This window comes from Ramlibacter sp. GCM10027632, from assembly GCF_042675325.1.
Classification (GTDB): domain Bacteria; phylum Pseudomonadota; class Gammaproteobacteria; order Burkholderiales; family Burkholderiaceae_C; genus Ramlibacter.
Map to the genome: position 1 here is coordinate 80675 of NZ_JBHTGW010000006.1, position 26033 is coordinate 106707.

24 protein-coding genes are annotated in these 26033 nt (G+C 70.1%); 6 read left to right on the forward strand and 18 right to left on the reverse strand.

What is annotated here, in order from left to right:
* Nucleotides 1-21: 21 nt before the first annotated feature.
* From yidC to rpmH, 4 genes are read right to left on the reverse strand one after another with little or no spacing between them, the layout of a single operon-like run.
* On the reverse strand, nucleotides 22-1698 hold the full coding sequence (yidC, locus tag ACFQZY_RS10800; RefSeq protein ID WP_377415636.1) for a membrane protein insertase YidC: 1677 nt from the start codon (nucleotides 1696-1698) through the stop codon (nucleotides 22-24).
* Complete coding sequence (gene yidD / locus ACFQZY_RS10805; protein ID WP_377415637.1) at nucleotides 1695-1967, reverse strand: membrane protein insertion efficiency factor YidD; 273 nt, start codon at nucleotides 1965-1967, stop codon at nucleotides 1695-1697. Before yidD ends, yidC begins: the two co-directional genes overlap by 4 nt.
* A complete protein-coding gene (locus ACFQZY_RS10810) occupies nucleotides 1964-2353 on the reverse strand; it encodes a ribonuclease P protein component (protein WP_377415638.1) in 390 nt (129 codons plus the stop codon). The genes yidD and ACFQZY_RS10810 overlap by 4 nt, the downstream gene beginning before the upstream one ends.
* Before the next feature lie 55 nt (nucleotides 2354-2408).
* Complete coding sequence (rpmH, locus tag ACFQZY_RS10815; RefSeq protein ID WP_027101598.1) at nucleotides 2409-2543, reverse strand: 50S ribosomal protein L34; 135 nt, start codon at nucleotides 2541-2543, stop codon at nucleotides 2409-2411.
* Between the two features lie 180 nt (nucleotides 2544-2723).
* Between rpmH and dnaA the strand changes: the two genes are divergently transcribed.
* The 4 genes from dnaA (at nucleotide 2724) to ACFQZY_RS10835 (ending at nucleotide 9587) form a co-directional block, all read left to right on the forward strand.
* Nucleotides 2724-4136, forward strand: a complete 1413-nt coding sequence (gene dnaA / locus ACFQZY_RS10820) for a chromosomal replication initiator protein DnaA (protein WP_377415639.1) — start codon at nucleotides 2724-2726, stop codon at nucleotides 4134-4136.
* 537 nt (nucleotides 4137-4673) lie between these two features.
* Nucleotides 4674-5780 (forward strand): DNA polymerase III subunit beta, encoded by a 1107-nt coding sequence (dnaN, locus tag ACFQZY_RS10825; RefSeq protein ID WP_377415640.1) that lies wholly within the window; start codon nucleotides 4674-4676, stop codon nucleotides 5778-5780.
* Between the two features lie 94 nt (nucleotides 5781-5874).
* Nucleotides 5875-8469, forward strand: a complete 2595-nt coding sequence (gyrB, locus tag ACFQZY_RS10830; protein WP_377415641.1) for a DNA topoisomerase (ATP-hydrolyzing) subunit B — start codon at nucleotides 5875-5877, stop codon at nucleotides 8467-8469.
* A 152-nt stretch (nucleotides 8470-8621) separates the two neighbouring features.
* Nucleotides 8622-9587 carry a Bug family tripartite tricarboxylate transporter substrate binding protein gene (locus ACFQZY_RS10835; RefSeq protein ID WP_377415642.1) on the forward strand — a complete coding sequence of 322 codons (966 nt, stop codon included), beginning with the start codon at nucleotides 8622-8624 and terminating at the stop codon, nucleotides 9585-9587.
* Between the two features lie 33 nt (nucleotides 9588-9620).
* On the opposite strand, the gene ACFQZY_RS10840 is transcribed toward ACFQZY_RS10835, so the two are convergent.
* The 6 genes from ACFQZY_RS10840 to ACFQZY_RS10865 all read right to left on the reverse strand — a co-directional run bounded on the left by ACFQZY_RS10840 (nucleotide 9621) and on the right by ACFQZY_RS10865 (nucleotide 18508).
* Nucleotides 9621-10019, reverse strand: coding sequence for a group 1 truncated hemoglobin (locus ACFQZY_RS10840; protein ID WP_377415643.1), 399 nt, complete (start codon nucleotides 10017-10019; stop codon nucleotides 9621-9623).
* A 71-nt stretch (nucleotides 10020-10090) separates the two neighbouring features.
* Nucleotides 10091-13363, reverse strand: coding sequence for a PAS domain S-box protein (locus tag ACFQZY_RS10845; protein WP_377415644.1), 3273 nt, complete (start codon nucleotides 13361-13363; stop codon nucleotides 10091-10093).
* 43 nt (nucleotides 13364-13406) lie between these two features.
* On the reverse strand, nucleotides 13407-14123 hold the full coding sequence (gene queC / locus ACFQZY_RS10850; RefSeq protein ID WP_377415645.1) for a 7-cyano-7-deazaguanine synthase QueC: 717 nt from the start codon (nucleotides 14121-14123) through the stop codon (nucleotides 13407-13409).
* 47 nt (nucleotides 14124-14170) lie between these two features.
* Complete coding sequence (locus ACFQZY_RS10855) at nucleotides 14171-14971, reverse strand: DUF2182 domain-containing protein (RefSeq protein WP_377415646.1); 801 nt, start codon at nucleotides 14969-14971, stop codon at nucleotides 14171-14173.
* A gap of 22 nt (nucleotides 14972-14993) precedes the next feature.
* Entirely contained in the window at nucleotides 14994-15596 is a 603-nt protein-coding gene (locus tag ACFQZY_RS10860) for a DUF1326 domain-containing protein (protein ID WP_377415647.1), read from the reverse strand.
* Between the two features lie 146 nt (nucleotides 15597-15742).
* Complete coding sequence (locus ACFQZY_RS10865) at nucleotides 15743-18508, reverse strand: PAS domain S-box protein (protein WP_377415648.1); 2766 nt, start codon at nucleotides 18506-18508, stop codon at nucleotides 15743-15745.
* 227 nt (nucleotides 18509-18735) lie between these two features.
* On the opposite strand from ACFQZY_RS10865, the gene ACFQZY_RS10870 reads away from it, so the two are divergent.
* Nucleotides 18736-18936, forward strand: a complete 201-nt coding sequence (locus ACFQZY_RS10870; RefSeq protein WP_377415649.1) for a hypothetical protein — start codon at nucleotides 18736-18738, stop codon at nucleotides 18934-18936.
* A gap of 12 nt (nucleotides 18937-18948) precedes the next feature.
* Here the strand turns inward: ACFQZY_RS10870 and minE are convergent, their stop codons facing one another.
* The 6 genes from minE to ACFQZY_RS10900 are packed head-to-tail and all read right to left on the reverse strand — an operon-like array spanning nucleotide 18949 to nucleotide 23821.
* Complete coding sequence (gene minE, locus ACFQZY_RS10875) at nucleotides 18949-19212, reverse strand: cell division topological specificity factor MinE (RefSeq protein WP_377415650.1); 264 nt, start codon at nucleotides 19210-19212, stop codon at nucleotides 18949-18951.
* Between the two features lie 2 nt (nucleotides 19213-19214).
* Nucleotides 19215-20030: a septum site-determining protein MinD gene (gene minD / locus ACFQZY_RS10880; protein WP_377415651.1), complete on the reverse strand. Its 816-nt coding sequence runs from the start codon at nucleotides 20028-20030 to the stop codon at nucleotides 19215-19217.
* Nucleotides 20031-20062: 32 nt separating this feature from the next.
* Nucleotides 20063-20821 carry a septum site-determining protein MinC gene (gene minC, locus ACFQZY_RS10885; RefSeq protein WP_377415652.1) on the reverse strand — a complete coding sequence of 253 codons (759 nt, stop codon included), beginning with the start codon at nucleotides 20819-20821 and terminating at the stop codon, nucleotides 20063-20065.
* Nucleotides 20822-20868: 47 nt separating this feature from the next.
* Nucleotides 20869-21852, reverse strand: coding sequence for a lysylphosphatidylglycerol synthase domain-containing protein (locus ACFQZY_RS10890; RefSeq protein ID WP_377415653.1), 984 nt, complete (start codon nucleotides 21850-21852; stop codon nucleotides 20869-20871).
* The gene (gene clsB / locus ACFQZY_RS10895) at nucleotides 21849-23096 is read right to left on the reverse strand and encodes a cardiolipin synthase ClsB (RefSeq protein WP_377415654.1); all 1248 of its coding nucleotides are present in this window, start codon (nucleotides 23094-23096) and stop codon (nucleotides 21849-21851) included. Before clsB ends, ACFQZY_RS10890 begins: the two co-directional genes overlap by 4 nt.
* Nucleotides 23093-23821, reverse strand: a complete 729-nt coding sequence (locus tag ACFQZY_RS10900) for an endonuclease/exonuclease/phosphatase family protein (protein WP_377415866.1) — start codon at nucleotides 23819-23821, stop codon at nucleotides 23093-23095. The genes clsB and ACFQZY_RS10900 overlap by 4 nt, the downstream gene beginning before the upstream one ends.
* Before the next feature lie 145 nt (nucleotides 23822-23966).
* Between ACFQZY_RS10900 and ACFQZY_RS10905 the strand changes: the two genes are divergently transcribed.
* Nucleotides 23967-24470: an acyloxyacyl hydrolase gene (locus tag ACFQZY_RS10905; RefSeq protein ID WP_377415655.1), complete on the forward strand. Its 504-nt coding sequence runs from the start codon at nucleotides 23967-23969 to the stop codon at nucleotides 24468-24470.
* A 27-nt stretch (nucleotides 24471-24497) separates the two neighbouring features.
* On the opposite strand, the gene ACFQZY_RS10910 is transcribed toward ACFQZY_RS10905, so the two are convergent.
* The gene (locus ACFQZY_RS10910; protein ID WP_377415656.1) at nucleotides 24498-25031 is read right to left on the reverse strand and encodes a Spy/CpxP family protein refolding chaperone; all 534 of its coding nucleotides are present in this window, start codon (nucleotides 25029-25031) and stop codon (nucleotides 24498-24500) included.
* Between the two features lie 138 nt (nucleotides 25032-25169).
* On the reverse strand, nucleotides 25170-26024 hold the full coding sequence (locus ACFQZY_RS10915; RefSeq protein ID WP_377415657.1) for a pirin family protein: 855 nt from the start codon (nucleotides 26022-26024) through the stop codon (nucleotides 25170-25172).
* Between the last annotated feature and the right edge of the window lie 9 nt (nucleotides 26025-26033).

Consider the following 26033-nt stretch of genomic DNA (forward strand, 5'->3'; position numbering starts at 1 on the left):
CTGCGCGGCCCCTGGTCTTGCTTACTTGAACTTCGGCAGGTTGAATTCCGGCGGCACCCCCATGCGCGAGTTGATCAGCCACTGCTGGGCGATCGACAGCACGTTGTTGGTGATCCAGTACAGCACCAGGCCGGCCGGGAAGAAGAAGAACATCACCGAGAAGATCAGCGGCATGAACCACATCATCTTGGCCTGCATCGGGTCGGGCGGCACCGGGTTCAGGGCGGTCTGCAGCATCGTGGACAGGGTCATGACGATGGGCAGGATGAAGTACGGGTCCTTGGCCGACAGGTCATGGATCCAGCCGATCCACGGGGCGTGGCGCATCTCGACGGAGGACAGCAGCACCCAGTACAGCGCGATGAACACCGGCACCTGCACCAGGATCGGCAGGCAGCCGCCGATGGGGTTGACCTTCTCCTCGCGGTACAGCTTCATCATCTCCTGCTGCATCTGCTGGGGGTTGTCCTTGAGGCGCTCGCGCATGGCCATGATGCGCGGGTTCACCGCCTTCATCTTGGCCATGCTCTGGTAGCCCTTCGCCTGCAGCCAGTAGAAGGCGATCTTGATCACCAGCACCAGGGCCATGATGGTCCAGCCCCAGTTGCCGATGAAGCCATGCAGCTTGTCCATCAGCCAGTACAGGGGCTTGGCCAGGATGGTGAGCCAGCCGTAGTCCTTGACCAGGTCCAGGCCGGGCGCGACCTGCTCGAGCATCTTCTCTTCCTGGGGTCCGGCGAAGAAGGTGGCCTGCACGCTCTTCGTGGCGCCGGGAGCGACGGCCTCGGCGGGGGTGATCATGCCGGCGGCGTAGACGTTGTCCACCTTGCGGACGAACAGCTCGCGCTGCACGCCCTGGGGCAGGATCCAGGCGCTGGCGAAGTAGTGCTGCACCATGGCCACGTAGCCGGCGGTGGACTGCTTCTGGTGTTCGACCTTGCCCTTGTCGATGTCGGCGAACTCGACCTTCTGGAACTTCTGCTCCTCGGTGTAGACCGCGGGGCCGGTGAAGGTGGAATAGAAGGAGGAGTCGGTGGCCAGCTTGCTGCCGTCACGCACCAGCTGCAGGTACAGCTGAGGCGAGACCGGCGCGCCGCCGGCGTTGACGATGTCGACCTTGACCGGGATGTCGTAGGCGCCGCGCTTGAGCGTGTAGGTCTTGACCAGCTTGACGCCGTTCTTCTCGGGCGACTCGAAGCGCACGGTCAGTTCGTTCGCGCCGTCCTTGAGCTGGCGCTCGCCGGTGGCGGTCATCACCGTCTTGTGGTTGGGGAAATCGCCGCCGATCAGGCCGGTCTGGGCCACGTAGACGCGGTTGGCATTGTCTTCCAGCAGCACGAAGTTGGCGGTGGTCTTCTTGCCGTCCACGGCATCGGCCGCGTGCTTGAGGAACTCGGAGCCGACCAGGCTGCCGCCCTCGGTGTCGAAGGTCAGGCGCAGGACGTCGGTCGTCACGGTGAAGCGCTCACGCGGCGCGGCCGAGGGTTCGGCGCCGGCCGACGGAACGGCGGCAGCGCCCTTGGCGGCCTGGGGCACGGCGGCACTCGCCGCGGAGGCCGCGCCCTTGGCGGCGGTCTGGGCCGTGGGCGACTGGAAGAAGAAGGCGGGCCGGCCGTTGAACAGCTGCCACTGGTCCCACAGCATCACCAGCGAGAAACCAAAGACCACCCACAGGATGGTGCGACGAATGTCGTTCATGAAGACTTCTTGGAAGGAAGGGTGGAAACCAGGCGCGTGAACAGGCGCGGCGGCTGCGCCGGCACGGGGTCATGGCCCCCGTCGCACCACGGGTGGCAACGGGCCAGGCGGGCGAGCGTGAGGTAACTGCCCCAGCCGGCGCCATGGCGGTCCAGCGCCTCGAGGGCGTAGGCGGAGCAGGTCGGGGTGAAACGACAGGCCGACCCGAGCCAGGGGGACAGGAGCAGCCGGTAGCCCCTGACCAGGCCGGTGAGGACGGCGCGGATCATGGCCGTGCTCCCGCGAACAGCTGCTGCAGCTCCTCACGCACCGCCCGCTTGAGGGCTGCGGACGTGGCGCTGGTGAACTGCTGCCGGTCGAAAGCCGTGCGCAGGCGCACCACGTGCGCGGCGACGCGCAACCGGGGAGCGAGGTCCTGGGCCACGGTGTAGATCTGACGCTTGATGGCGTTGCGCGTGACGGCGCGGCGCGCCCACCGCTTGGGGACGACGGCGCCAATCCAGGGTTCCTGGACGACAAACAGGGCCTGCGGTCCCTCGGACCCAGGCCCTGTGACGTCCAGCGACGCGCGATGCAACGCGAAGTGGGGCGTACGCGACACGGTCTGGCCGTCCATGACGGCCTGGAACTGGACTCGCGTCTTCAGCCGCTGCACGTCAGGTGCGATCCGGGGAACGCAGCGCTGCGGTGCAGGGACGCGCGCAGCCGGCTCAGACGGCCAGGCGCTTGCGGCCCTTGGCGCGGCGAGCGTTGATGACGGCACGGCCACCGCGGGTCTTCATGCGGACCAGAAAGCCGTGGGTACGCGCGCGGCGCACTTTGGAGGGTTGGTAGGTGCGTTTCATGATCGTTCTCGGGAAAACCCGCGAGTATCGCGCATTTCTTGTGCTAGGGCAAGACACCCCGACGTTCGCCTAGGGGTTTCCGAGGAGAGGACCCGTGGGCAAGGTTGTGGACAAGTTCTGAATAATTTAGAATCGAGCGTTTGCGCCCATGAACAATATCCACAAAGGCAACGGCCACACATGAGCGAGGGGCAACACCACAGCCTGACCGGGGACGCCTCGATGGGGGCTGGCGATACGCTCTGGCAGGCCTGCATGGAACAGCTGGCTCAGGAGATGCCCGAGCAGCAGTTCAACACCTGGATCAAGCCCCTCGCGGCCCAGGTCTCGGATGATTTCTCCCGGGTCACGATCTACGTGGCCAACCGCTTCAAGCTCGACTGGATCCGCGCCCAGTACGCCGGCCGCATCTCCGCCGTGCTGGAGAAGGTGTACGGCCAGCCGGTCCAGCTGGAGTTGGCGCTCGCTCAGCGTGAAGCCCCCGTCCGCACGTTCGTCGCCCCGGCCCAGGCCGAGGCCGGAGCCCCGGCCGAACCGGTCGAGATGGCCGAGGACGCCAATGCCGGCGGCTTCAAGAACCGCCTGAACACCGCCCTGACCTTCGACAACCTGGTCGAGGGCACGGCCAACCGCATGGCGCGCGCCGCCGCCATGCACGTGGCCAGCACGCCGGGCCAGTTGTACAACCCGCTGTTCATCTACGGCGGGGTGGGCCTGGGCAAGACCCACCTGGTCCACGCCGTGGGCAACAAGCTGCTGGCCGACCGGCCCAACGCCAAGGTTCTCTACATCCACGCCGAGCAGTTCGTGTCGGATGTGGTCAAGGCCTACCAGCGCAAGACCTTCGACCAGTTCAAGGAGAAGTACCACTCCCTGGACCTGCTCCTGATCGACGACGTCCAGTTCTTCGCCAACAAGGACCGCACCCAGGAGGAGTTCTTCAACGCCTTCGAAGCGCTGCTGGCCAAGAAGTCCCACATCGTCATGACCAGCGACACCTACCCCAAGGGCCTGGCGGACATCCACGAACGCCTGGTCTCGCGCTTCGACTCCGGCCTGACGGTCGCGATCGAGCCGCCCGAGCTGGAAATGCGCGTGGCCATCCTGATCAACAAGGCCCGGGCCGAGAGCGCCGAGATGCCGGAGGAGGTGGCCTTCTTCGTCGCCAAGAACGTGCGCTCCAACGTGCGCGAGCTCGAAGGCGCCCTGCGCAAGATCCTGGCGTACTCGCGCTTCAACCAGAAGGAAATCTCCATCCAGCTCGCGCGCGAGGCGCTGCGGGACCTGCTGTCGATCCAGAACCGGCAGATCAGCGTGGAGAACATCCAGAAGACGGTGGCCGACTACTACAAGATCAAGGTCGCCGACATGTACAGCAAGAAGCGCCCGGCCTCGATCGCCCGCCCGCGCCAGATCGCGATGTACCTGGCCAAGGAGCTGACCCAGAAGAGCCTGCCCGAGATCGGCGAGCTGTTCGGCGGCCGCGACCACACCACGGTGCTGCACGCGGTCCGCAAGATCGCCGCGGAACGCCAGCAGCTGACGGAGCTCAACCAGCAGCTGCACGTGCTCGAGCAGACCCTGAAGGGGTGAAAAAGGAACAAGGCTGGGGATAGTTCTGGAACAACTCCAGCCTTATCCACAGGCCGGGGCCCTGGCGGCAAGTTGTCCAGATTTCCGTGACAGCCCGAAAGCGCGGGCGCCCACAGTCTCGGTCGAATCGCAAGTCGTTGATATTGAAGAGGAAAATCAGGTTGTCCACAGAAGCAGCGCTTCCTCTACTAGCTACTACTATCCTTAAATAAAGAATTCAGTAGGAAGACAGGCATGCAACTTCCCCGGTTCGCGGTCCGGAAATCCCGGCCGCGCGGCTGGCACAGCTCCTCCGCGGCGTCAAGGCACAAGGCTGGGGATATTTCTTGAACAACCGGGCAGTTGTCCACAGGAGCCGGCGATCCGGCGGATTTGTTCATCCTGGCAGGACAGCAGTGAAGCAGGGGCGCCCACAGCGTTCAAAATCGCCTAAGTGCCTGAGGAATCAGGGGAAAATGGCGGTTGTCCACACGGGACCGCGCCCTTTACTAGCTACTACTATCCTTAATTAAAGAATTCATAAGAGAAGAGGTGGAAATGATCGTCCTGAAGGCTACGCAAGACAAAGTGCTGTCCGTCCTGCAATCGGTGGCCGGCATCGTCGAGCGCAGGCACACCCTTCCCGTGCTGGCCAACGTGTTGATCCGCAAGACCGGCAGCTCGCTGCAACTGACCACCAGCGACCTGGAGATCCAGATCCGCACGACCGCCGAACTGGATGGCGACCCCGGCAACTTCACCACCACGGTGGGTGCGCGCAAGCTGATCGACATCCTGCGCACCATGCCTTCGGACCAGACCGTCAGCCTGGAGTCCAGCCAGAACAAGCTGATGCTCAAGGGCGGCAAGAGCCGTTTCACGCTGCAGACCCTGCCCGCCGAGGATTTCCCGCTGGTGCAGGAGGCGCCCAGCTTCGGCCCCGTGTTCAGCGTGCCGCAGAAGACGCTCAAGGACCTGCTCAATCAGGTCTCCTTCGCCATGGCGGTGCATGACATCCGCTACTACCTCAATGGCATCCTGTTCGTCGCCGAGGGCAAGCAGCTGTCGCTGGTGGCCACCGACGGCCACCGCCTGGCCTATGCCAGCGCCACGCTGGACGTGGAAGTACCGCGCCAGGAAGTGATCCTGCCGCGCAAGACCGTGCTGGAGCTGCAGCGCCTGCTGTCCGACGCCGAAGGCGCGATCGAGATGCAGTTCGCCAGCAACCAGGCCAAGTTCAGCTTCGGCGGCATGGAGTTCGTCACCAAGCTGGTCGAAGGCAAGTTCCCCGACTACAACCGCGTGATCCCCAAGAACCACCGCAACTCGGTGACCCTGGGCCGCGCGCCGCTGCTGGCCAGCCTGCAGCGCACCGCCATCCTGACCAGCGAGAAGTTCAAGGGCGTGCGCCTGAACATCGAGCCGGGCACCCTGCGCGTGGCGTCGAACAACGCCGAGCAGGAGGAGGCCGTCGACGAGCTCGACATCGATTACGGTGGCGACACCATCGAGATCGGCTTCAACGTGACCTACCTGATCGACGCGCTCGCCAACATGAGCCAGGACATGGTCAAGATCGACCTGCAGGACTCCAACAGCTCCGCGCTGGTCACCAACCCCGAGAACAACGCCTTCAAGTACGTCGTGATGCCGATGCGCATCTGACCCGGCGTCGCGCGCCGAGCCGCCACCGCTCCCATCCAGCGACCCGCCGTGACCGGCGGGTTGCGCCATTCACGAGATCGCAAGACCGCAGCTTATGTCCGAAGACAACATGCCGACCGGGGAGGAAAGCTCCAACTACCAACCCAAGATCGACCCGAACCAGGCGGGCGCGAGCGAGGGTTACGGCGAGAACGCCATCCAGATCCTGGAAGGCCTCGAGGCGGTGCGCAAGCGCCCGGGCATGTACATCGGCGACACGTCCGACGGCACCGGCCTGCACCACCTCGTGTTCGAGGTGGTGGACAACTCCATCGACGAGGCGCTGGCCGGCCATTGCGATGACATCGTGGTGACCATCCACACCGACAACTCCATCAGCGTGGTGGACAACGGCCGCGGCATTCCCACCGGCATCAAGATGGACGACAAGCACGAGCCCAAGCGCTCGGCCGCCGAGATCGCCCTGACCGAGCTGCACGCGGGCGGCAAGTTCAACCAGAACTCGTACAAGGTCTCGGGCGGCCTGCACGGCGTGGGCGTGTCCTGCGTGAACGCGCTGTCCAAGATGCTGCGCCTGACCGTGCGCCGCGAGGGGAAGGTCCACACGCTGGAGTTCAGCAAGGGCGTGGTCCAGCACCGCATCATCGAGAAGGTCGATGGCGTGGAGATCTCGCCGATGAAGATCATCGGCGACACCGACAAGCGCGGCACCGAGGTGCACTTCCTGCCGGACACCGAGATCTTCAAGGAAAACAACGATTTCCACTACGAGATCCTGTCCAAGCGCCTGCGCGAGCTCTCGTTCCTGAACAACGGCGTCAACATCAAGCTGGTGGACGAGCGCTCGGGCAAGCACGACGACTTCTCCGGCGCCGGCGGCGTCAAGGGCTTCGTGGACTTCATCAACAAGGGCAAGACCGTCCTGCACCCCAACGTGTTCCATGCGCTGGGTGATAGGCAAAGTGACCAGAATACGAACATCGGCGTCGAAGTCGCGATGCAGTGGAACAGCGGCTACAACGAGCAAGTCCTCTGCTTCACGAACAACATCCCCCAGCGTGACGGCGGCACCCACCTGACCGGCCTGCGCGCGGCGATGACCCGTGTGATCAACAAGTACATCGAGGAGAACGACCTGGCCAAGAAGGCCAAGGTCGAGGTCTCGGGCGACGACATGCGCGAGGGCCTGACCTGCGTGCTGTCGGTCAAGGTGCCCGAGCCCAAGTTCTCCAGCCAGACCAAGGACAAGCTGGTGTCCAGCGAAGTGCGCGGGCCGGTGGAAGACGTGGTGGCCCGCACGCTGAACGATTACCTGCAGGAGCGTCCCAACGACGCCAAGATCATCGTCGGCAAGATCATCGAGGCTGCCAAGGCCCGCGAGGCGGCCCGCAAGGCCCGCGAGATGACGCGCCGCAAGGGCGTGCTCGATGGCATGGGCCTGCCGGGCAAGCTGGCGGACTGCCAGGAGAAGGACCCCGCGATGTGCGAGATCTACATCGTGGAGGGCGACTCCGCCGGCGGCTCGGCCAAGCAGGGCCGCGACCGGAAGTTCCAGGCGATCCTGCCGCTGCGCGGCAAGATCCTGAACGTGGAGAAGGCGCGCTACGAGAAGCTGCTCACGAGCGCTGAGATCCTCACGCTGATCACGGCCCTGGGCACCGGCATCGGCAAGGCCAGCGAGAACGGCGGCAGCAACGGCGCCGACGACTTCAACGTGGCCAAGCTGCGCTACCACCGCATCATCATCATGACCGACGCGGACGTGGACGGCGCGCACATCCGCACGCTGCTGCTCACGTTCTTCTACCGCCAGATGCCCGAGCTGGTCGAGCGCGGCCACATCTACATCGCGCAGCCGCCCCTGTACAAGGTCAAGGCCGGCAAGGAGGAGCTGTACCTGAAGGACGGCACCGAGCTCGACGGCTTCCTGCTGCGCATTGCCCTGGCGGGCGCGAGCGTGAGCACGGGCGGTGACGAGGCCACGGTGCTGTCCGGCGAGACGCTGGCCGAACTGGCGCGCAAGCACCAGGTGGCCGAATCGGTGATCAACCGCCTCTCCGGCTTCATGGATGCCGAGGCGCTGCGCGCCATCGCCGACGGCGTGGCCCTGAACCTGGACACGGTGGCCGAAGCCGAGGCGTCGGCTACCGCGCTGCAGGCCAAGCTGCAGGAGATCGACCGCCTCACCAACGCCGCGCCGGCCGAGGTGGCCGGCGAGTTCGACGCGCGCAGCGACAAGCCGATCCTGCGCATCTCGCGCCGCCACCACGGCAACGTCAAGAGCAGCGTGATCACGCAGGACTTCGTGCACGGTGCCGATTACCGTGCGCTGGCCGAGGCCGCCGACACCTTCCGCGGCCTGCTCAAGGAAGGGGCGGTGGTGCGCCGCGGCGAGGGCGAGCGGCAGAAGCAGGAGAAGGTCTCCGACTTCCGCCAGGCCATGCACTGGCTGATCGGCGAGGCCGAGCGCGCCACCAGCCGCCAGCGTTACAAGGGCCTGGGCGAGATGAACCCCGAGCAGCTGTGGGAGACCACGATGGACCCGACGGTGCGCCGCCTGCTGCGCGTGCAGATCGAGGACGCCATCGAGGCCGACAAGGTGTTCACCATGCTGATGGGAGACGAAGTGGAGCCGCGGCGCGACTTCATCGAAACGAACGCGCTGAGGGCGGCGAATATCGACGTCTGACCCGGTTCGCCACGGCAGGACGGCCTCTTCGGAGGCCGTTTTCGTTGGGGCCGGGACGCCGAGGCGACTGCTCGACGGTAGACGGGAGGCATGAAGACCCACAGAATGGTCCAGCCGTTTCCCCATCCACAACCTGTCAAGGAATTCCCTTCATGACCCGATGGCCCCGGATCCTGCTCGCGTCGGTGCTGGCCTTTTCTGCCGCGGTGCACGCGGATGAATGGCCCAGCCGGCCCATCAAGCTGATCGTCCCCTTCCCGGCGGGCGGGCCGACGGACCTGATCGGGCGCGAAGCCGCCGAGATCCTGCGGCAGGAGCTGAAGCAGGCGGTGGTCGTCGACAACCGTCCCGGCGGCAACGGCGTGCTGGGGCTGAACGTGCTGGCCAAGTCCCCGCCCGACGGCTACACCATCGGCCTGGTCGCGATCACGGTGGCCATCGCGCCGCACCTGGGCAGCCCGGGCTTCGACACCTTCAAGGACTTCGCGCCGATCACCAACATGGTGTCCACGACGCCCATCCTCGTTGCCAACAAGGAGGCCGCGTTCAACACCCTCGGCGAACTCGCGGCCCATGCCCGCGGCAAGCCCGGCCAGGTGGCCTACGGCACGCCCGGCGTGGGCACCATCCCGCACCTGGCGGCCGAACTGTTCCAGCACCAGGCCGGCGTGAAGCTGAACCACGTGCCCTACAAGGGAGCGGCGCAACAGATCCAGGACCTGATCGGCGGATCGACGCAGCTGGACTCCCAGAGCTCGCTGGTGGTGGCCCTGCCCCAGATCAAGGCCGACCGCATCAAGCCGGTGGCGGTGCTGTCCGAGAACCGCTCGCCGCTGCTGCCCCAGGTGCCGACGGCGAAGGAGTCGGGCTTCCCGGGCATGGTGGTGGCGCCCTGGTTCGGCATGGGCGGGCCGGCGGGCCTGCCGCCGGAGATCGTCCAGAAGCTGCATGCCGCCTTGGCCAAGGGGCTGGCGCGCAAGGAGGTGCAGGACAAGTTCGCCGCCACCGCGATCTCGGTGCACCCGAGCCGGTCGCCGGCGGAATTCGCGCAGTACATCCGCACCGAGCACGCGCGCTGGGCGGAGATCATCAAGGCCGCCAACATCAAGGCGGAGTGAGGACCGCGCCTCGCAGCGTCCAGCGGGTGGCGGTCAGCCGGTGACGATCAGGTGCCGGTGCCCGTCGATCCGCTCGATGATCTCGCGCTGGTCGTCGAGCTCCACGTTGGCGGCCACCAGGGCCTGCTGCAGGATGCGAATGACTTCCTCATAGGCCGCGCTGGTGATTTTCCGCGTGATGTGGGCGTTCCTCAGCTGGTCGTGGCTGTAAGGCTTGTCCGGCTTGCCCATGACCCAGGCGATGAAAACGATCTGGTGGCGGATCATCCGCTCGGTGTCCACGCCGGCGAAATAGCCCTTGAGCATCGGGTTGCTCATGATCCGGCGGTAGAAGTCACGTGTCAGCGCGCCCACCGTGGGGGCGCCTCCGTACTTGTCGAACAGGGTCTCGGGGTACTGGCCCAGCATCCTGAGGGCTTCGGCAGAAGACATTGCGTGCTGGTCGCAGTGAAGATGCTGTGCATTGTGACAGTTGCGCGCGAAACGGCCATTGCACGAAAAGCCTACCCAGGGCCACGCCGGGTCATGCGAAGCAGCGTTGCCACCATCATGTCCATCTCGAAGGGCTTGACGATGTAGTCGTCCATGCCGGCCTCCAGGGCGAGCTGCCGCTGGCTTTCCAGGGCGGCGGCGGTCAGGGCCAGCACCGGAATGCGCTGCAGCTGGGGGTCGTTGCGGATGTGGCGCGCGGCCTCCAGGCCGTCCATGACCGGCATCTGCACGTCCATGAGCACCAGGTCGAAATCCTGCGGGCCTGCGCGCAGGCGCTCCAGTGCGAGCTGGCCGTTCTCGGCCAGGTCCACCGTGGCGCCTTCTCCCTCCAGCAGCAGGCGCGCGATCTCCCGGTTGACGGGCGCATCGTCGACGATCAGCACGTGCAACCCGTCGAGCCGGCGCTCGTCGGGCCGCGTGGCGCTTTCACGCCGCGCCGAGATGGCGCTGGCGGAAATGGTGGTCAAGGTGACCGTGAACCAGAACGTGCTGCCGCGGCCCGGCTCGCTGTCGACGCCGATCTCTCCGCCCATGAGCGTCACCAGCTGCCGGCAGATCGCCAGCCCCAGGCCGGTGCCCCCCAGCTGCCGCCGCGCGTGGCCGTCGCCCTGCACGAAGGGCGAGAACAGCCTCGGCTGCAGCCCGGGCTCGACGCCCGGCCCGGTGTCCTGCACCGAAAAGCGCAGGGTCAGCTGGTCGCCTTCGCGACGGACCACCTCGACCCGCACGTCGACCCCGCCGCGATCGGTGAACTTGATCGCGTTGCCGGTCAGGTTGTAAAGGACCTGGCCGATGCGCTGCGAGTCGCCGACCACGGCCTCGACCTGCGGGGGGATCGCATGGATGCGAAGCCACAGGCCCTTCTCGGCGGCGGTGGATTGCAGCACGTCCGCCAGCGTGCTCAGGACGTCCTGCAGCGCGAAGGGGGCCGGCACGATCTCGAACCGACCGGCCTCGATCTTGGCGAGGTCCAGCAGGTCGTTGATGACGGTGACCAGGCTGCGGCCCGCGCTGCGGATGCCGCGCACCAGCACCTGCATCTGGTCGCCCTGGGCGCCGCGCTCCAGCACCTGCGCCGCTCCCAGGATGGCGTTCAGCGGCGTGCGGATCTCGTGGCTCACGTTGGCGAGCAGCGAGTCCTTGGCACGGTTGGCGCGCTCGGCCTCCTCCTTGGCCGACCGGAGTTCGGCCGTGCGCGTGGCGATGGTCTGTTCGAGTTCGGCATTCATGCGCCGGATCTGGGCCTCGCTCTGGATCACGCGTTCCTCGGCCCGCTTGCGGGCATCGATGTCCACCACCACCGAGATGAAGTAGTCCGGCTGATCGTCGGCCTTTCGCGCCAGGGAGACGGTGAGCTCCACCCAGAGGGTGTGGCCGTCCTGGTGGCGGTAGCGCTTTTCCATCGTGTAGGTGGAGATTTCGCCGTCGAGGACGCGGCGCACCAGGGCGAGGTCGGCGTCGAGGTCGTCGGGGTGGGTGATGTCCTGGAAGGTCAGCCCCAGCAGCTGCGACCGGGTGTAGCCGAGGATGTCGCACAGCTTGCGGTTCACGCGCAGCCAGCGCCCGTCGAGCCCGACCTGCGCCATGCCGACGGCCGCCTGCTCGAAGGCGGCACTGAAACGCTGCTCGCGCAGCGCCAGCTCGTTCTCGGCCAGCTTGCGCGCGGAGATGTCGATGACGGAGGCCAGCACCAGCCCGGCGGAGGCGCCCTTGAGCGGGTTGAGGCCGATCTCCACCGGGAAGACGGTGCCGTCGCCGCGCCGGGCCCACAGATCGCGCCCATGGCCCATGGCGCGCGCGCTGGGGGCGGCGTGGAAGCTTTCCCGGTTGGCGGCATGGCCGGCACGCACCTCGTCGGGCACCAGGGCGTCGATGCCCAGGCCCACCAGCCGGTCGCGGTGCAGGCCGAAGAGACGCTCGGCCCGGGTGTTCACGCCTTCGATGATCCCCTGCCGGTTGACGACCAGCATGCCCGCGGGGGCCGCCTCCAGCGTCTCGCGCAGGCGCTGCTCACGAAGGGCCAGTTCGTCCTCGGCCTGCTTGCGGGCGGTGATGTCGATGATGGAGGCGACCACGCGGCCGCTGTTCGATCCCTTCAGCGGGTTCAGGCCGATCTCGACGGGGAAGACGGTGCCGTCGCCGCGGCGGGCCCACAGGTCCCGGCCGGCGCCGATGAGCCGCGCGCTGGGGGCCGCATGGAAGCGGGCGCGGTTGGCGGCGTGGGTGGGGCGGGTCTCGTCCGGCACGAGCGCGTCGATGCTGGTGCCCACGAGCTCGCTGCGGCTGAGGCCGAAGAGGCGCTCGGCCTGCGAGTTCACCAGCTCGATGATGCCGTGCCGGTTCACGACGATCATGCCCGCCGGGGCCGCTTCCAGGGTCTCGTGGACGCGCTCGTCCGCCACCGCGATGTCGCGCGCGGTGAGGGCGATGCCGGCCAGGAGGGCGACGACGAGCAGCGCGCTGAAGATGGCGTCGCCGACCGCGCGGTCGTACCAGCCCTGGGTTTCGCCGAGCCGGTTGATCAGGGCCAGCGCCAGCGGGACCACGAGCACCAGGGGCAGCAGGCGGCGCCATAGCGTGCCGTCGGGGCCGAGCGAGCACAGGTGCCGCGTCCAGCCCTCGCCGGCGCGCGCGAACACGATGGCCAGCGACAGCAGCAGCAGGGCCGAGGCCGAGAGCAGGGACACGCGGCTGAAGCCGCCGAGCCGGTAGAGGGGGCCGGCGCCGTAGATGTAGCCCGTGAGCGCCGTCAGCGCCAGGATGGTGACGGCCAGGGGCAGCAGCTGGCGCGTGCGCTGGGGCCCGGGGCGCTCGGGCCAGGCGATGGCGGCGCCGCACAGCGCCAGCCCGAGCGAGGTGGTCGGGGCCATCCGCGCGGTGGTCTCGCCCGGGTAGGGCCCGAGGGGCAGCAGCAGCTGGTCGATGCCGAAGTCGTGACCGAGCAGGTCCTGCAGCAGCGTGACGGCGGCCACCAGGCCCGTCAGCGCACCGAGCAGGCGGGCCAGGCGCTGCGCACCCGCGTCCCCGGCCCGGTGCAGCGCCTGCACGGCGAGGCCCGCGGCCACGCACAGCACGGCGGTGTTGAAGACGATGCTCTGGTAACCCGGGAAGACGCGGCGCAGGGCGGGCAGGTCGAGCCACCAGCCGAGGAGGCCCGACAGGCCGATGGCGATGACGGCGACCGACAGCGTCCGGGACAGCCTGTGCAGCGAGGCCACCAGCACCGAGGCCGGCGCATGGCCGGCTTCGAACACCGATTCGGGCGGAGGCGGGTCTGTGGCCATGTCGGAAGGGGCACGCGTGGCAGCGCGCCCTTCCGGACCATTCTTAGGCAGAGCGTGCCGGTGCGCAAGCGTCCTGGTAGCGGGCCCAGCCCTGCGCGCGCAGCTCGCACGCGGGGCAGGTGCCGCATCCGGCGCCCCAGGGGTGGCGCTGGCTGCGATCACCCAGGTAGCAGGTGTGGGTGTCGTCGCGGACCAGGTCCACCAGGGCCGCGCCGCCCAGGTCGTGCGCGAGCTGCCAGGTGCGGGCCTTGTCGATCCACATCAGCGGGGTCTCGATCACCACGCGCTGGTCCAGGCCCAGGCCCAGGGTGACCTGCAGCGACTTGAGGGTGTCGTCACGGCAGTCGGGGTAGCCCGAGTAGTCGGTTTCGCACATGCCGCCCACCAGCACCGGCAGGCCGCGCCGGTAGGCGATGGCGGCGGCGAAGGTGAAGAAGATCAGGTTGCGCCCCGGCACGAAGGTATTGGGCAGGCCGGTGCGTTCGAACTCGATGGCCTTGTCGGCCGTGAGGGCCGTGTCGCTGACCTGTCCGAGCAGGCGCAGGTCGAGCAGGTGGTCCTCGCCGAGCCTGCCGTCCCAGTGCGGGAGGCGGGCGCGCAGCTTCGCGAGGAAGTCGCGGCGCACGTCGAGCTCGACGCGATGGCGCTGGCCGTAGTCGAAGCCCACGGTCTCGACATGGGCGTAGCGGTCCAGGGCCCAGGCCAGGCAGGTGGCGGAGTCCTGGCCGCCGGAGAAGAGGACGAGGGCGCGTTGGTGCATGGGGCGGTCGTTCAGCGAGGCCCCGACTGTAGCCCGGGCGGTGCGCCTCAGGCCGGCAGGAGCTGGCCCGCCGCCAGCAGCGCTGCGGCCGCAAGCAGCGCGAGGCCGGTCGGGGCGGAGAGCCTGCGGCCCCAGGGCATGTTCTTCTCGAGCGCCATCAGCAGGCCCAGGACCAGCATCCACCCGAGGTGCTGCAGGCCCACCGCCACCATCATCGCCATCAGGGCCCAGCAGCAGCCGACGCAGTAGGCCCCGTGGGCCAGGCCCAGGCGCAGCGCCGAGGCGCGCGGGGTGACCGCCCGCCAGCGCGCGACGGCGAAGGCCAGGGGCGAGCGGCAGCCGTCCAGGCACCGGTGCTTGAGCGCGGAGAACTGGAAGGCGCCGGCGCCCGCCAGGCTGCCTGCCGCCACGACCCACCCATTCGCCCACCACCAGCCGCTGCCGTCGGTGAGGGCATGCACCAGGGCGTCGGCGCCGTAGGCCAGCGCGCCGAAGGCGGCCCACACGCCGAGGTAGCCCGCCACCAGCAGGCCGGCCAGGGCGCCCTGGTCCGGGCGCGCGCGCGTCAGCCGCAGGAACACCGCCACCAGCGGCCAGGCGCTGGGCAGCATCATGGCGGCCGACATCAGGACCCAGCCGCCGAGGTACAGGCCGGCCTGGAGCACCGGCTGTGGCACGGCGCAGACCTCGCCGCTGCCCACCGGCAGCGTGTGCAGGTAGTGCGCGTAGGGCGAGGCGTGCCAGCCGGCCAGCGCCAGCCAGCTCAGGGCGCACAGCCCGGCGAACGCCGCCAGGAAAAGCCCCTGCCGCGTCGGCGGGGCCAGGCGCAGTGCGGGGGCGATCGACACGGCCCGGGCGGCGGGGCCGCGGTCAGCCGACGAAGCGGAACACGCCCTGGACCGCGTTGTGGCCGCTCAGGTCGACCGAGATACCCAGGGTGTCGGAGCGGGCCTGGTACTTGGGCGCCCGGCCCAGGAAGGCGGGCGCGCCCGGGATGGTGGAGAACACCGCGTCCGCCATGGTGGTGGGATGGCCCGCGCCGCTGGTGAAGGGCTCGAGGTCGGCCACGACGTCGCTGCCCAGGCGCAAGTGGCCGCGGCCCTGCTCGACGTCGAAGGTGATGGGCACGCGCGCGAGTCCGACGACCTCGCCCACCAGGCCCGCGAGGTCGGCCACCGGGCCGCCTTTCTGGCCGGTGAACACCCCGACGATGGCGTCCTGCTGCTCGGGGGTCGCGCGCTCGTCGATGAAGGCCTGCGCCCGCCAGTTGCCTTTGAGCACGTTGCCGGGGATCTTGGCGAGCATGCCGAAGACCAGGCCCGAGACGTCGATGCCATCGATCGTGCCCTTGTCGAAACGCCAGGCGAGCGCGCCGTCACAGGTGCCGCCATCCGGGTCCTCGCCGACCCAGCAGGGACAGACCGCCTTGCAGGTGCAGACCTCGAGCAGGCGGCCTTCGAGTGTGTAGGCCATGGCAATACCTCCGGCCCCGCAGGGCCACACGGGTTCGGGAACTTCATGCGTCCCGCGCCGTGCGCAGGGCGGATCAGGGTGATACGCAATGCAAGCGGTTGTTTCAATCCGAATGTGTGTCCAAACGCAAGGAGCGCCCGGCGGGGTCATGCAGCCAGGCCCGGCAGTTCGCGCCGGACGCCGCGCAGCAGGCGCTCGAGGCTGCGGATGTCGGCGGGCTTGGGCAGGTGGGCGTCGAAGCCGGCCTCGGCGCTGCGCCGGCGCGCGTCGAGGTCGGCATAGCCGGAGACGGCGATCAGCTGCACGTCGTGCAGCTGCGGGTCGGCGCGCAGGCAGCGTGCGAGCTGGTAGCCGTCGAGGTCGCCTGGCAGGCCCAGGTCCGAGATCACCGCGTGCGGCTGGAAGGACCGGGCCTGGCGCAGGCCCGCGACGCCGTCGGCGCTGAGCTCCACCTGGTGGCCCGCCAGCTGCAGCAGCTCGCCCAGGGTGGCCGCGGCGTCGGGGTTGTCCTCGACCACGAGGATGCGCAGGCCGCTGGCCTCGTCCCCGGCCGGGCGGGCCTGCGGCGCACTGCCCGCGGAGGCGGCCAGCGGGATGCGCAGCGTGAAGGCCGAGCCCTTGCCGGGGCCCTCGCTGGCCGCCTCCGCGGTGCCGCCGTGCAGCTCGGTCAGGCCCTTGGTGAGGGCCAGGCCCAGGCCCAGGCCGCCGCGGCTGCGGGCGAGGTCCTGCGGGGCCTGCTCGAAGGGGTCGAACAGGCGCGCCATGAGCCCGGTGTCCATGCCGACGCCGGTGTCCACCACGCGCACCACCGCCATGCCGGCGGCCGGGTCGCTGCCCACCTTCACCTCGATGCGGCCGCTCGGCTTGTTGAAGCGGCTGGCGTTGGCCAGCAGGTTGCCGAGCATCTGCGCCAGCCGCACCGGGTCGCCGTCGACCCACAGCGCGTCGGGCGTGCCGTGGAACGCCAGCCGCTGGCCCAGCGACTCGATGCTGGTGCGGTAGTCCTCGGTGGTCTCGTGCGCGATCTCGCGCAGGTCGCAGCGCTGCCTGCGCAGGGCCAGCTTGCCGCGCGCGATGCGCGAGACATCGAGCAGGTCGTCGATCAGGCGCGCCATGTGCGCGACCTGCCGCTCGATGACCACGCGCGTGCGCTCCACCCGCGGCTCCGCGCTGCCCACCCGCTTGAGGATCTCGACGGCGCTGCGCACCGGCGCCAGCGGGTTGCGCAGCTCGTGCGCGAGCACCGCGATGAATTCGTCCTTGCGCCGGTCGGCCTCGCGCAGGGCCTCCTCGGCCTGGCGCTGCGCGGTGATGTCGGTGTGGGTGCCGAACCAGCTGCGGATGCGGCCGGCGGGGTCCCGGATCGGGAAGGCGCGCGAGAGGAACCAGCGGAAGGCGCCGTCCTTGCTGCGCATGGGGAAGGTGTCTTCCCAGGGCTCGCCGGTGGCGACATGGCGGCGAAACTTGATGACGACCCGGTCGACGTAGTCCGGGTGGTGTACGGCCTGCCAGCCCCAGCCCTGCATCTGTTCGAGGGTCGTGCCGGTGTACTCGAACCAGCGGCGGTTGTACCAGACGATGGCGCCGGCCTCGTCGGCCATCCAGGCGAGCTGGGCGATGTTGTCCGCGAGGGCGCGGAACATCTCCGCGCTCTCGCGCTCGGCGGCCTGGGCCGTCACCAGCGCGGTCACATCCAGCTGCGCCACCACCGCGCCGGTGACCTGGCCGAGGGCGTCGCGCACCGGCCCGGCGGTGGTGAGGACGGTGCGGCGCTCGCCGGGGCGGTCGAAGGGCTCGATCTCGACCAGGTCGTCGCTCACGTTGTCGCCGCGCAGCGCGCGCGCCAGCGGCCACTCGCCGGCCTTCAGGACCCGGCCATGCTGCACCGAGCCGTCGGCCCACCAGCCTTTCCAGGAGAGGGCGTTGCCCGGGCCGGCGTCGCCCGGCATGCGGCCCCACAGGCGCTCGTTGGCGGGGTTGCTGCGCAGGATGCGGCCGTGGGCGTCGGCCAGCATGATGCCGGCGGGCACGGCGCGCAGGATGGCGTCGAGCACCGCATGGTCGGCCTCCAGCCGCTGCGTGGACGCGCGGGCCCGCTGCTCGCTTTCGCGCAGCGCCTGCTCGCCCTGGCGGCGCGCCGAGATGTCGATGACCGAGGCCAGCACCAGGCCGTTGGCGGCGCCCTCCAGGGGGCTGAGGCCGATTTCCACCGGGAAGACGGTGCCGTCGCGGCGGCGCGCCCACAGGTCGCGCCCGTGGCCCATGGCCCGGGCGCTGGGGCGGGCGTGGAACTGCTCCCGGTTGGCGGCATGGCCGTCGCGCACCGGCTCGGGCACGAGCTGGTCGACGTTCTGGCCCACGAGCTGGCCCTGGGCCCAGCCGAACCGGCGCGCGGCCTCGGAGTTGGCCAGCTCGATGGTGCCTTGCCGGTTCACGACCAGCATGCCGGCCGGCGAGGCCTCCAGGGTCTGGCGCATGCGCTCCTCGCGTTTCACGAGCTGCTGCTGCGCCTCGACGAGGTGCTCATGTTCGTGGCGCGCCTCGCGCAGCGCGTGGAAGCGCTTCTCGATCAGCCAGCTGAAGCCGGCGCCATAGACCACGAAGACGGCCAGCCGCAGGCTCTCGCCCGCGGAGGGCGGCACGACGTCGAGGGCGCGGTTGATGAACAGCATGTCCCCCGCGATGCCGGTGACGAGGGTGGCCAGCAGGCCCGGCCCGAGGCCATGCCACCAGGCGGTCAGGATCGGGGCGGCGAGCAGCACGATCAGCGGGGCCTGCTGCCCCAGCACCGGGTCCAGGCCCAGCCGCACCCCGAGGAACACCAGGCTCCAGACCACTGCCATGCCGTAGCGGTGGACCGGGTGCGCCCGGCGTGGCGCGTCGCGGGGGACCGCCTGCGCGGCGGCTGTCATCGACCTGCTCTCGCTTTCCTGGACGGGGGACTCCCTGGCACACCACTCTAGGGCGCGCGGTCGCGCGGGTTGGCGGCGGAGGTGTAACGTCTCGCCGCGCGGCGAAACAGGGGCCGGCGGCCCGCGGGCGCGCCGGCGCCGATGGGGTGCGGGGCGTCACCCCCGTTGCATGCGCTCACGCGCGGCGCGTGGCAGCGGGCCGGAGAATGCGGGTTTGGGAGCACGCCATGGGCAAGCGCACCACGGGCCGCCAGGCGCCGGGCACCGGCAAGGTGGCCAACGACCACAACCAGGCCGGTCAGGCCGCGGCCACGCAGAAGAACGAGGCGCCACGCACGCCGCGCAGCCGCCACGACCGCGACACGCACCTGGGCAGCGACAACCAGTCGCGCACGCGGCAAGGGGGGCCCGGCAGCGGCCAGCGCTGAGGCCCGGGGGGCTTACTTCGGCTCGGGCAGCTCGATCTTGACCTCGAGCACCTCGAGGTTGTCGTGGCGATCGAGCTGGACCTTGATGTCGTTCGGGTTGATCTTGATGTACTTCGAGATCACGGCGACCAGGTCACGCTGCAGGTCCGGCAGGTAGTCGGGCTCGGCGGCATTGCGGCCGCTGCGCTCGTGCGCCAGGATGATCTGCAGGCGTTCCTTGGCGACGGTGGCGGTCTTCTTCTTCTCGCCGAGCAGGAAGGACAGGAGCGACGCCATGGTCAGCGGCCTCCGAACAGGCGTGCCAGGAAGCCCTGCTTCTGCGCCTCGGTGAAGCGCAGCGGGCGCTCCTCGCCCAGGAAGCGGGCGATGACGTCCTGGTAGGCCTCGGCCACGTCGGAGCCCTTCATGTGGACCGCGGGCGTGCCCTGGTTGGAGGCCTGCAGCACCGACTCGCTTTCGGGGATCACGCCGATCAGCTTGATGCGAAGGATGTCCTGGATGTCCTCGAGCGAGAGCATCTGGCCCTGGTCGACGCGGTTGGGGTTGTAGCGCGTGATCAGCAGGTGCTCCTTGATCGGCTCCTTGCCCTCGATGGCGCGCTGCGTCTTGGACGACAGCATGCCCAGGATGCGGTCGGAGTCGCGCACCGAGGAGACCTCGGGGTTGGTCACCACCAGCGCCTCGTCGGCGAAGTGCATGGCCATCAGCGCGCCGGTCTCGATGCCGGCCGGCGAGTCGCAGACGATGTACTCGAAGCCCATCTCGGCGATGTCCTTGAGGACCTTCTCGACGCCTTCCTTGCTCAGGGCCTCCTTGTCGCGGGTCTGCGAGGCGGCCAGCACGAACAGGTTCTCGCAGTTCTTGTCCTTGATCAGCGCCTGGTTGAGGGTGGCCTCGCCCTGGATGACGTTGATGAAGTCGTACACCACGCGGCGCTCGCAGCCCATGATCAGGTCGAGGTTGCGCAGGCCCACGTCGAAGTCGATGACGCAGGTCTTGAAGCCGCGCAGGGCCAGGCCCGAGGCGAAGCTGGCGCTGGTGGTGGTCTTGCCGACACCACCCTTGCCGGAGGTCACGACGATGATTCTTGCCATGGGGTTGATTCCTGAAGGGGTTGAATGGGGGGTCAGGTGAGGCGGTCCATCACCAGCTTGCCGTCGGTGCCGCCGACCAGGCGCACCTGCGTGGGCTGGCCCAGGACTTCCTGGGGCAGCGGGACATCGCTGGTGCGGTAGACGCCGGCGATGGAGACCAGCTCGGGCTCCAGGCACAGCGTGAGGATGCGCGCGTCGGCATTGCCCCGCGCACCGGCGATGGCCTTGCCGCGCAGCGGCGCGTAGACATGGATGTTGCCGTCCGCGATGACCTCGGCGCCCGGGTTGACCATGGCCATGACGACCAGGTCGCGGCCGCGCGCGTAGACCTGCTGGCCCGAGCGCAGCGGCCGGTCCACCACCAGGGCGGTGGTGGGCACGGCGACGGGCGCCGGCGCTGCCATCGGTGCGGGGGCGGCCGCCGGCTGCGCGCTGGTGGCGGCGGGCGGCAGGGTGATCGCGTCGTGCGCGGGCGCCAGGCCGGCGGCCAGGGCGGCCTGCATCTGGGCCTCGGAGCCGCCGCGTGCGGCGACGGGCATGACGCGGTACTCGCGCAGCAGGCGCACCAGCGCGGGGAAATCGACCGCGGCCTCGCCCTGCGGCTGCAGGGGCGCGAGGTCGATCACCAGGGGATCGCGGTCGAAGAAGTCGGGGATGTCGCCGAAGCGGGCCTGCAATTCCTGGGCGAGGGCGGCGAGGTCGGCCGACTTGAGCAGCAGGGACACGAGCGGCAGGTTGGCGCTCTTGATCTCGAATGTGGCAGGGGCGCGTCCTGCGAGGGCGACGGTCATTGGGGTGCTGGAAGGTGGCCGGGGCCTTGCGGATAAGCCTGCCAATCTTAACCGCTCGGGCTGCGGCTGCCTGTGTTTTCAGCAGCCGCGGCGCGCCGTTCCAGCACGGGGTACAGGCCCGCGGCCAGGGCCCACGGCACCAGGTAGTACAGCGCGCGGTAGGCCAGCAGCGCGGCCAGCAGCTGGGGCACCGGGACGCGGTGCGACAGCAGCGCGACGAACACCGCCTCCAGCACCCCCAGGCCCGCCGGCACATGGGAGGCCGCCCCGGCGATGGCGGCCAGCAGCAGCACCGCCAGCACCGTGGCATAGGGCAGGCGGCCCTGCAGCAGCACCGTGAGGAGCAGCGCCATCAGCGACCAGTTGGCGCACGACAGGCCGAGCTGCAGCCAGGCCATGCGCGGCGCGGGCAGCACCAGCAGGTGGCCGCGCAGGTGGAAGCGGCGGAAATCGCGCCGCTGCGCGCGCAGGCACAGCGCCAGGTAGGCCGCGGCGACCAGGAGCAGGCCGGCGCCCAGGGCGCGCAGGCCGGCGGCGCCCAGCGCCCAGTCCGGCGGCAGCGGCGGCGGCGCGAGGAGGAAGACGGCGCCGCCGAGCGCGAAGTACCCCAGCCAGTTGGTCAGCACGCTCAGGGCCAGCACCTGGCCGATCACGCCCGGCGCCAGGCCCAGGCGGGTGTACAGGCGCACGCGCAGCGCCACCGCGCCGACCAGCGAGCCGAGGTTCAGGTTGAAGGCGTAGCTGATGAAGTTCACCGCCATCACCCGCCGCACCGGCAGGCCGTGGCCGGTGTGGTGGCGGCCGACCAGGTCGAAGCAGCTGTAGAGGGCGTGGCTGGCGGCGGCCACCCCGGCAGCCTGGGCGAGCACGCGCCGCGGCGTGGCGGCGATGCCGCGGCCGACTTCGCGCCAGTCGATGGTGAGGGCGTAGCGCACGGTGAACACGGCGACCACCGCGAAGAACAGCCAGGTCAGCGTGCGCAGCCCCTCGCGCCGCAGCCAGCGCCCGAGCGCGCGGGCCGGCGCGTTCATCGCGGCCCGCGCGCCGGCAGCGGCGGGGTGAGGCGGCCGTCGACCGCGGCCTTGAGCTGTGGCGCGTGGCGCGGCAGCCAGCGCGCCCAGCGCGCGAACTTGCGCATCACGTGGAACGCCAGGTAGCTGCGCACCAGGGCCAGCCCGCGCACCGGGCCCAGGCCGGCGGGGTCGACCTCGGCGCACTGCTCGCGCATCAGGCGGTCGAGCTGCGCGTGCAGGTCGGCGTTGAAGGCGCGGTCGCGGATCATCACGTTGGCCTCGAGGTTCAGGGCCAGGCTCAGGGGGTCGAGGTTGCTCGAGCCCACCGTGGCCCACTCCTCGTCGGCCAGGGCCACCTTGCCGTGCAGCGGCCGCTCGCGGTATTCGAAGATGCGCACGCCGGCCTGCAGCAGGTGGCCGTACAGCGTGCTCGCCGCGGTCCGGGCGAAGGGCATGTCGGGCTGCCCCTGCAGGATGAGGCGCACGTCCACGCCGCGCCGCGCCGCGTTGCGCAGCTCGCGCACCAGCCGGTAGCCGGGGAAGAAGTAGGCATTGGCGATCACCACCCGCCGGCGCGCCGCGCGGATGGCGATGCGGTAGAGGCGCTCGATGTCGTCGGGGTGGCGGACGTTGTCGCGGGTGACGAACAGCGCCTGCGCCGTGCCGGCCTCGGGCAGCGCCTGCGGCGGCTGGCGCAGCTGCCGGCGCCGCCGCCACCACCCGCGCAGGCGCTGGTGGCGCTGGCCCTCGGCCAGGGCCGCGTGGGTGAAGCGGTGGATCACCGCGACGAGGGGGCCGCGCACTTCCACCGCCCAGTCCTGCTTGGCCTCGGGGCCGTAGGCGGTGAGCTGGTCCACCGCGAAGTTGATGCCACCGACGAAGGCGAGCCGGCCATCGACCACCACGATCTTGCGGTGCAGGCGGCGCAGCGCCTTGGGCCGCCAGCCGAAGGGCCGCGGGCCGGGGTCGAAGACATGCAGGCGCGCGCCGGCCGCGGCCAGGGTGCGCACGAACTGGTCCGACAGGTCCGGCGAGCCCCAGCCGTCGATGGTCAGGTCCACCTGCACGCCGCGCCGCGCCGCGTCCACCAGGGCCGCGTGCAGGCGCCGGCCGACCGCGTCCTCGAACAGGATGAAGGTCTCGATCACCACCTCGCGCCGCGCCTGGGCGATCGCCTCGAGCACGCGCGGGAAGAAGGCCTCGCCGTTCTCCAGCAGCCGGAAGTCGTTGCCCGGCAGCCATCGGCGCCCGTTGCCGCTCACAGGTGGATCTCCGCCGCCAGCGGCGCATGGTCCGACAGGTGCGACCAGGGCTTGCGGGGCAGCACCACCGGCAGGTGCACCGAGGCGTTGCGCACGTAGATGCGGTCCAGGCACAGCAGCGGCAGGCGCGCGGGGAAGGTGCGGGCCGGCATGCCGTAGGCGGTGACGAAGACCTCGCGCAGCCCCGCGCCCTTCCAGAGCACGGCGTCGGCGCGGCGGCGCCAGTCGTTGAAGTCGCCGGCCACCACCAGGGGCGCGTTGTCCGGCACCTCGCCGCGCACCATGGCGCACAGGCGCTGCAGCTGCGCCTGGCGGTGGGCCTCCATCAGGCCCAGGTGGACGCAGATCACGTGCACGTCGATGCCCTGACCGGGCACCCGCAGCACGCAATGCAGCAGGCCGCGCTTCTCGGGCCCGGCGACCGAGACGTCGTGGTTGCGGTCGTGGACGATGGGGAACTTGGACATCACCGCGTTGCCGTGGTGGCCCTGGGGGTGGGAGACGTTGCGGCCGTAGGCGTACTGCGGCCAGAGGTCGTCGGCCATGAACTCGTAGTGCGGCGCCTCGGGCCAGCCGCTGAAGCGGCGCGCATGTTCCTCGTGGGTGCCCTGCACCTCCTGCAGGAAGACGATGTCGGCGCCGACCTTGCGCACCGCGTCGCGCAGCTCGGGCAGGATGAACTTGCGGTTGAAGAAGCTGAAGCCCTTGTGGATGTTGACCGTCATCACGGTCAGCACCAGGGGAAACGGATCGTCGCGGTGCACGTGCCGGTTGTAGGGAGCGTGCCCGGCGCTGGCTGTAGGACGCCGCGCCCGCGAATCGACGGCGCGGTCTGCCACGCGGTGGCGCGGCGCGCGCTAGCGTGGCCGCATGGATGCCCCGGCTCCCCCACCCCCCCTGGCCGCCGCCGATGCCGCGCCCCTGGCCTGGTATCTCGAGGCCGGGCGCACCGGCCGGCAGGCGCGGGTGGCGGGCGTGGGCCTGCGCCGGGAGTGGACGGCGGTGCGCACGCCGCGCGGCCTGCGCGGCGCCACCGAGGTGGCGCTGAGCCGCTGGTGGTCGGCCGCGTCGTCGCAGGTGCAGGGACAGTCCACGCAGCTCACGCTGCTGCCGGTGCTGCGCTGGACGCCGTCGCCGGCCGCGGGCTGGTTCGTGGAGGCGGGGATCGGGCTGGCGGTGCATGACCGCCGCAGCGGGGCGCGCTCGCCGTTCACGCGTTCGCGCTGGAATTTCGAGGATGTCGTCGCCATCGGCTGGCAGCTCGCGCCGGGGCAGACGCTGAGCCTGCGCTATGCCCACGTGTCGAACGCGGGCCTGCGCAAGCCCAACCCGGGCGAGGACCGGCTCGTGCTGCGCTGGACGGCAGCGTTCTGAGCCGGCGGGCCTCGCCGGGCCGCGGGGTCAGCCGCGGGGGTGGTGGTGGCCGCCGTGGTGGTGGCCGGGGCCGTGGCCCTCGCCGCGATGGCCCATGAAGGCCCGCGCGGTCTGCTCGTCGAAGCGCTTCTTCTGGTCGGCGTTCAGCGCGCCGTAGAAGGCCAGCGTGGCCTGGGCGCGGCGGTCCATCTCGGCCTGGCGCTGCTGGCGCACGGTCTTCATGCGCTCGATGCGCTCGGGCGTGGTCAGCTGGGCCAGGGCGTCGCGGTCGGGGCGCGCGGGCGGGTTCTGCGGCGGGCGCATGGCGCTGGCGAACTCATTCCAGGCGCCTTCCTGGGCCGGGGCCAGCTGCAGCGACTGCTTGAGGGTGGCCAGGCGCTGCTCGTGCCGCTGCTGCAGGCGGGCCGGGTCCCGCATCGCGCCGTGCATGCCGCCGGGGCCGGGCATGCCGGAGGCGCCGTGCAGGGGCATCGGGGGCGGGTTGCCGGCGGGCGCCTGGGCGTGCGCCGCGAGGGCGGCGAGCAGGGCGGCGAGGGCCAGGGGGGTACGCAGGTGTTTCATCGGAAGCTCCTTCGGGACTGTGATGGAGCGACTGTGCGCGCCGTCCGTGAAGCCACGATGGGCCGCGTGTTGCGGCTGTGTAAATCCGCTGCGCCGGCCCGTCCCGCCGAGCCCGCCCGGGGCGCGCCGGCTCCCGCCTCAGCCCAGGCGGCCGTTGCGGAAATCCTCGACGGCCTGGATCAACTCGTCGCGCGTGTTCATCACGAAGGGGCCGTACTGCGCGATCGGCTCGCGCAGCGGGCGGCCCGCGATCAGCAGCGCGCGGGTGCCCGGCTCGGTGGCGCGCAGCACCACGCCGTCGCCCTCGTTGGCGAGGATGGCCATGCGGTGCAGCGGCACCGCGGTGCCCCCGACCTCCAGGGCGCCGCGGTAGACGTAGGCGAAGGCGTTGTGGCCCGCCGGCAGCGGCTGCGCGAAGGACAGGCCGGGGGTGGCGGGGAACTGCAGGTCCAGGTACAGCGGCTCCGTGTGGGCGCGCTGCACCGCGCCGGTGGTGCCGTGGCTCTCGCCGGCGATCACGCGCACCTGCACGCCCTCGGCGGTGGCGAAGCCGGGCACCTCGGGCGCCTGGATGTCGCGGTACCAGGGGTCGCACAGCTTGTCCTTGCCGGGGAGGTTCAGCCACAGCTGGAAGCCCTCCATCACGCCGTGCTCCTGCTCGGGCATCTCGCTGTGCACGAGGCCGCGGCCGGCCGTCATCCACTGCACGCCGCCGTTCTGCAGCAGGCCCTCGTGGCCCGCGCTGTCCCGGTGGCGCATGCGGCCCGCGATCATGTAGGTCACGGTCTCGAAGCCGCGGTGGGGATGGTCGGGGAAGCCCGCGCCGTAGTCGTCGGGGTCGTCGCTGGCGAAGTTGTCCAGCATCAGGAACGGGTCGAGCCGCAGCTGCAGGTCCTGCGTGAGCACGCGCGTGAGCTTGACGCCCGCGCCATCCTGGGTGGCCTGGCCGGCCACGAGGCGCTCGACGTGGCGGGGTTGGGTGACGGTGTTCATGGTGAGGTG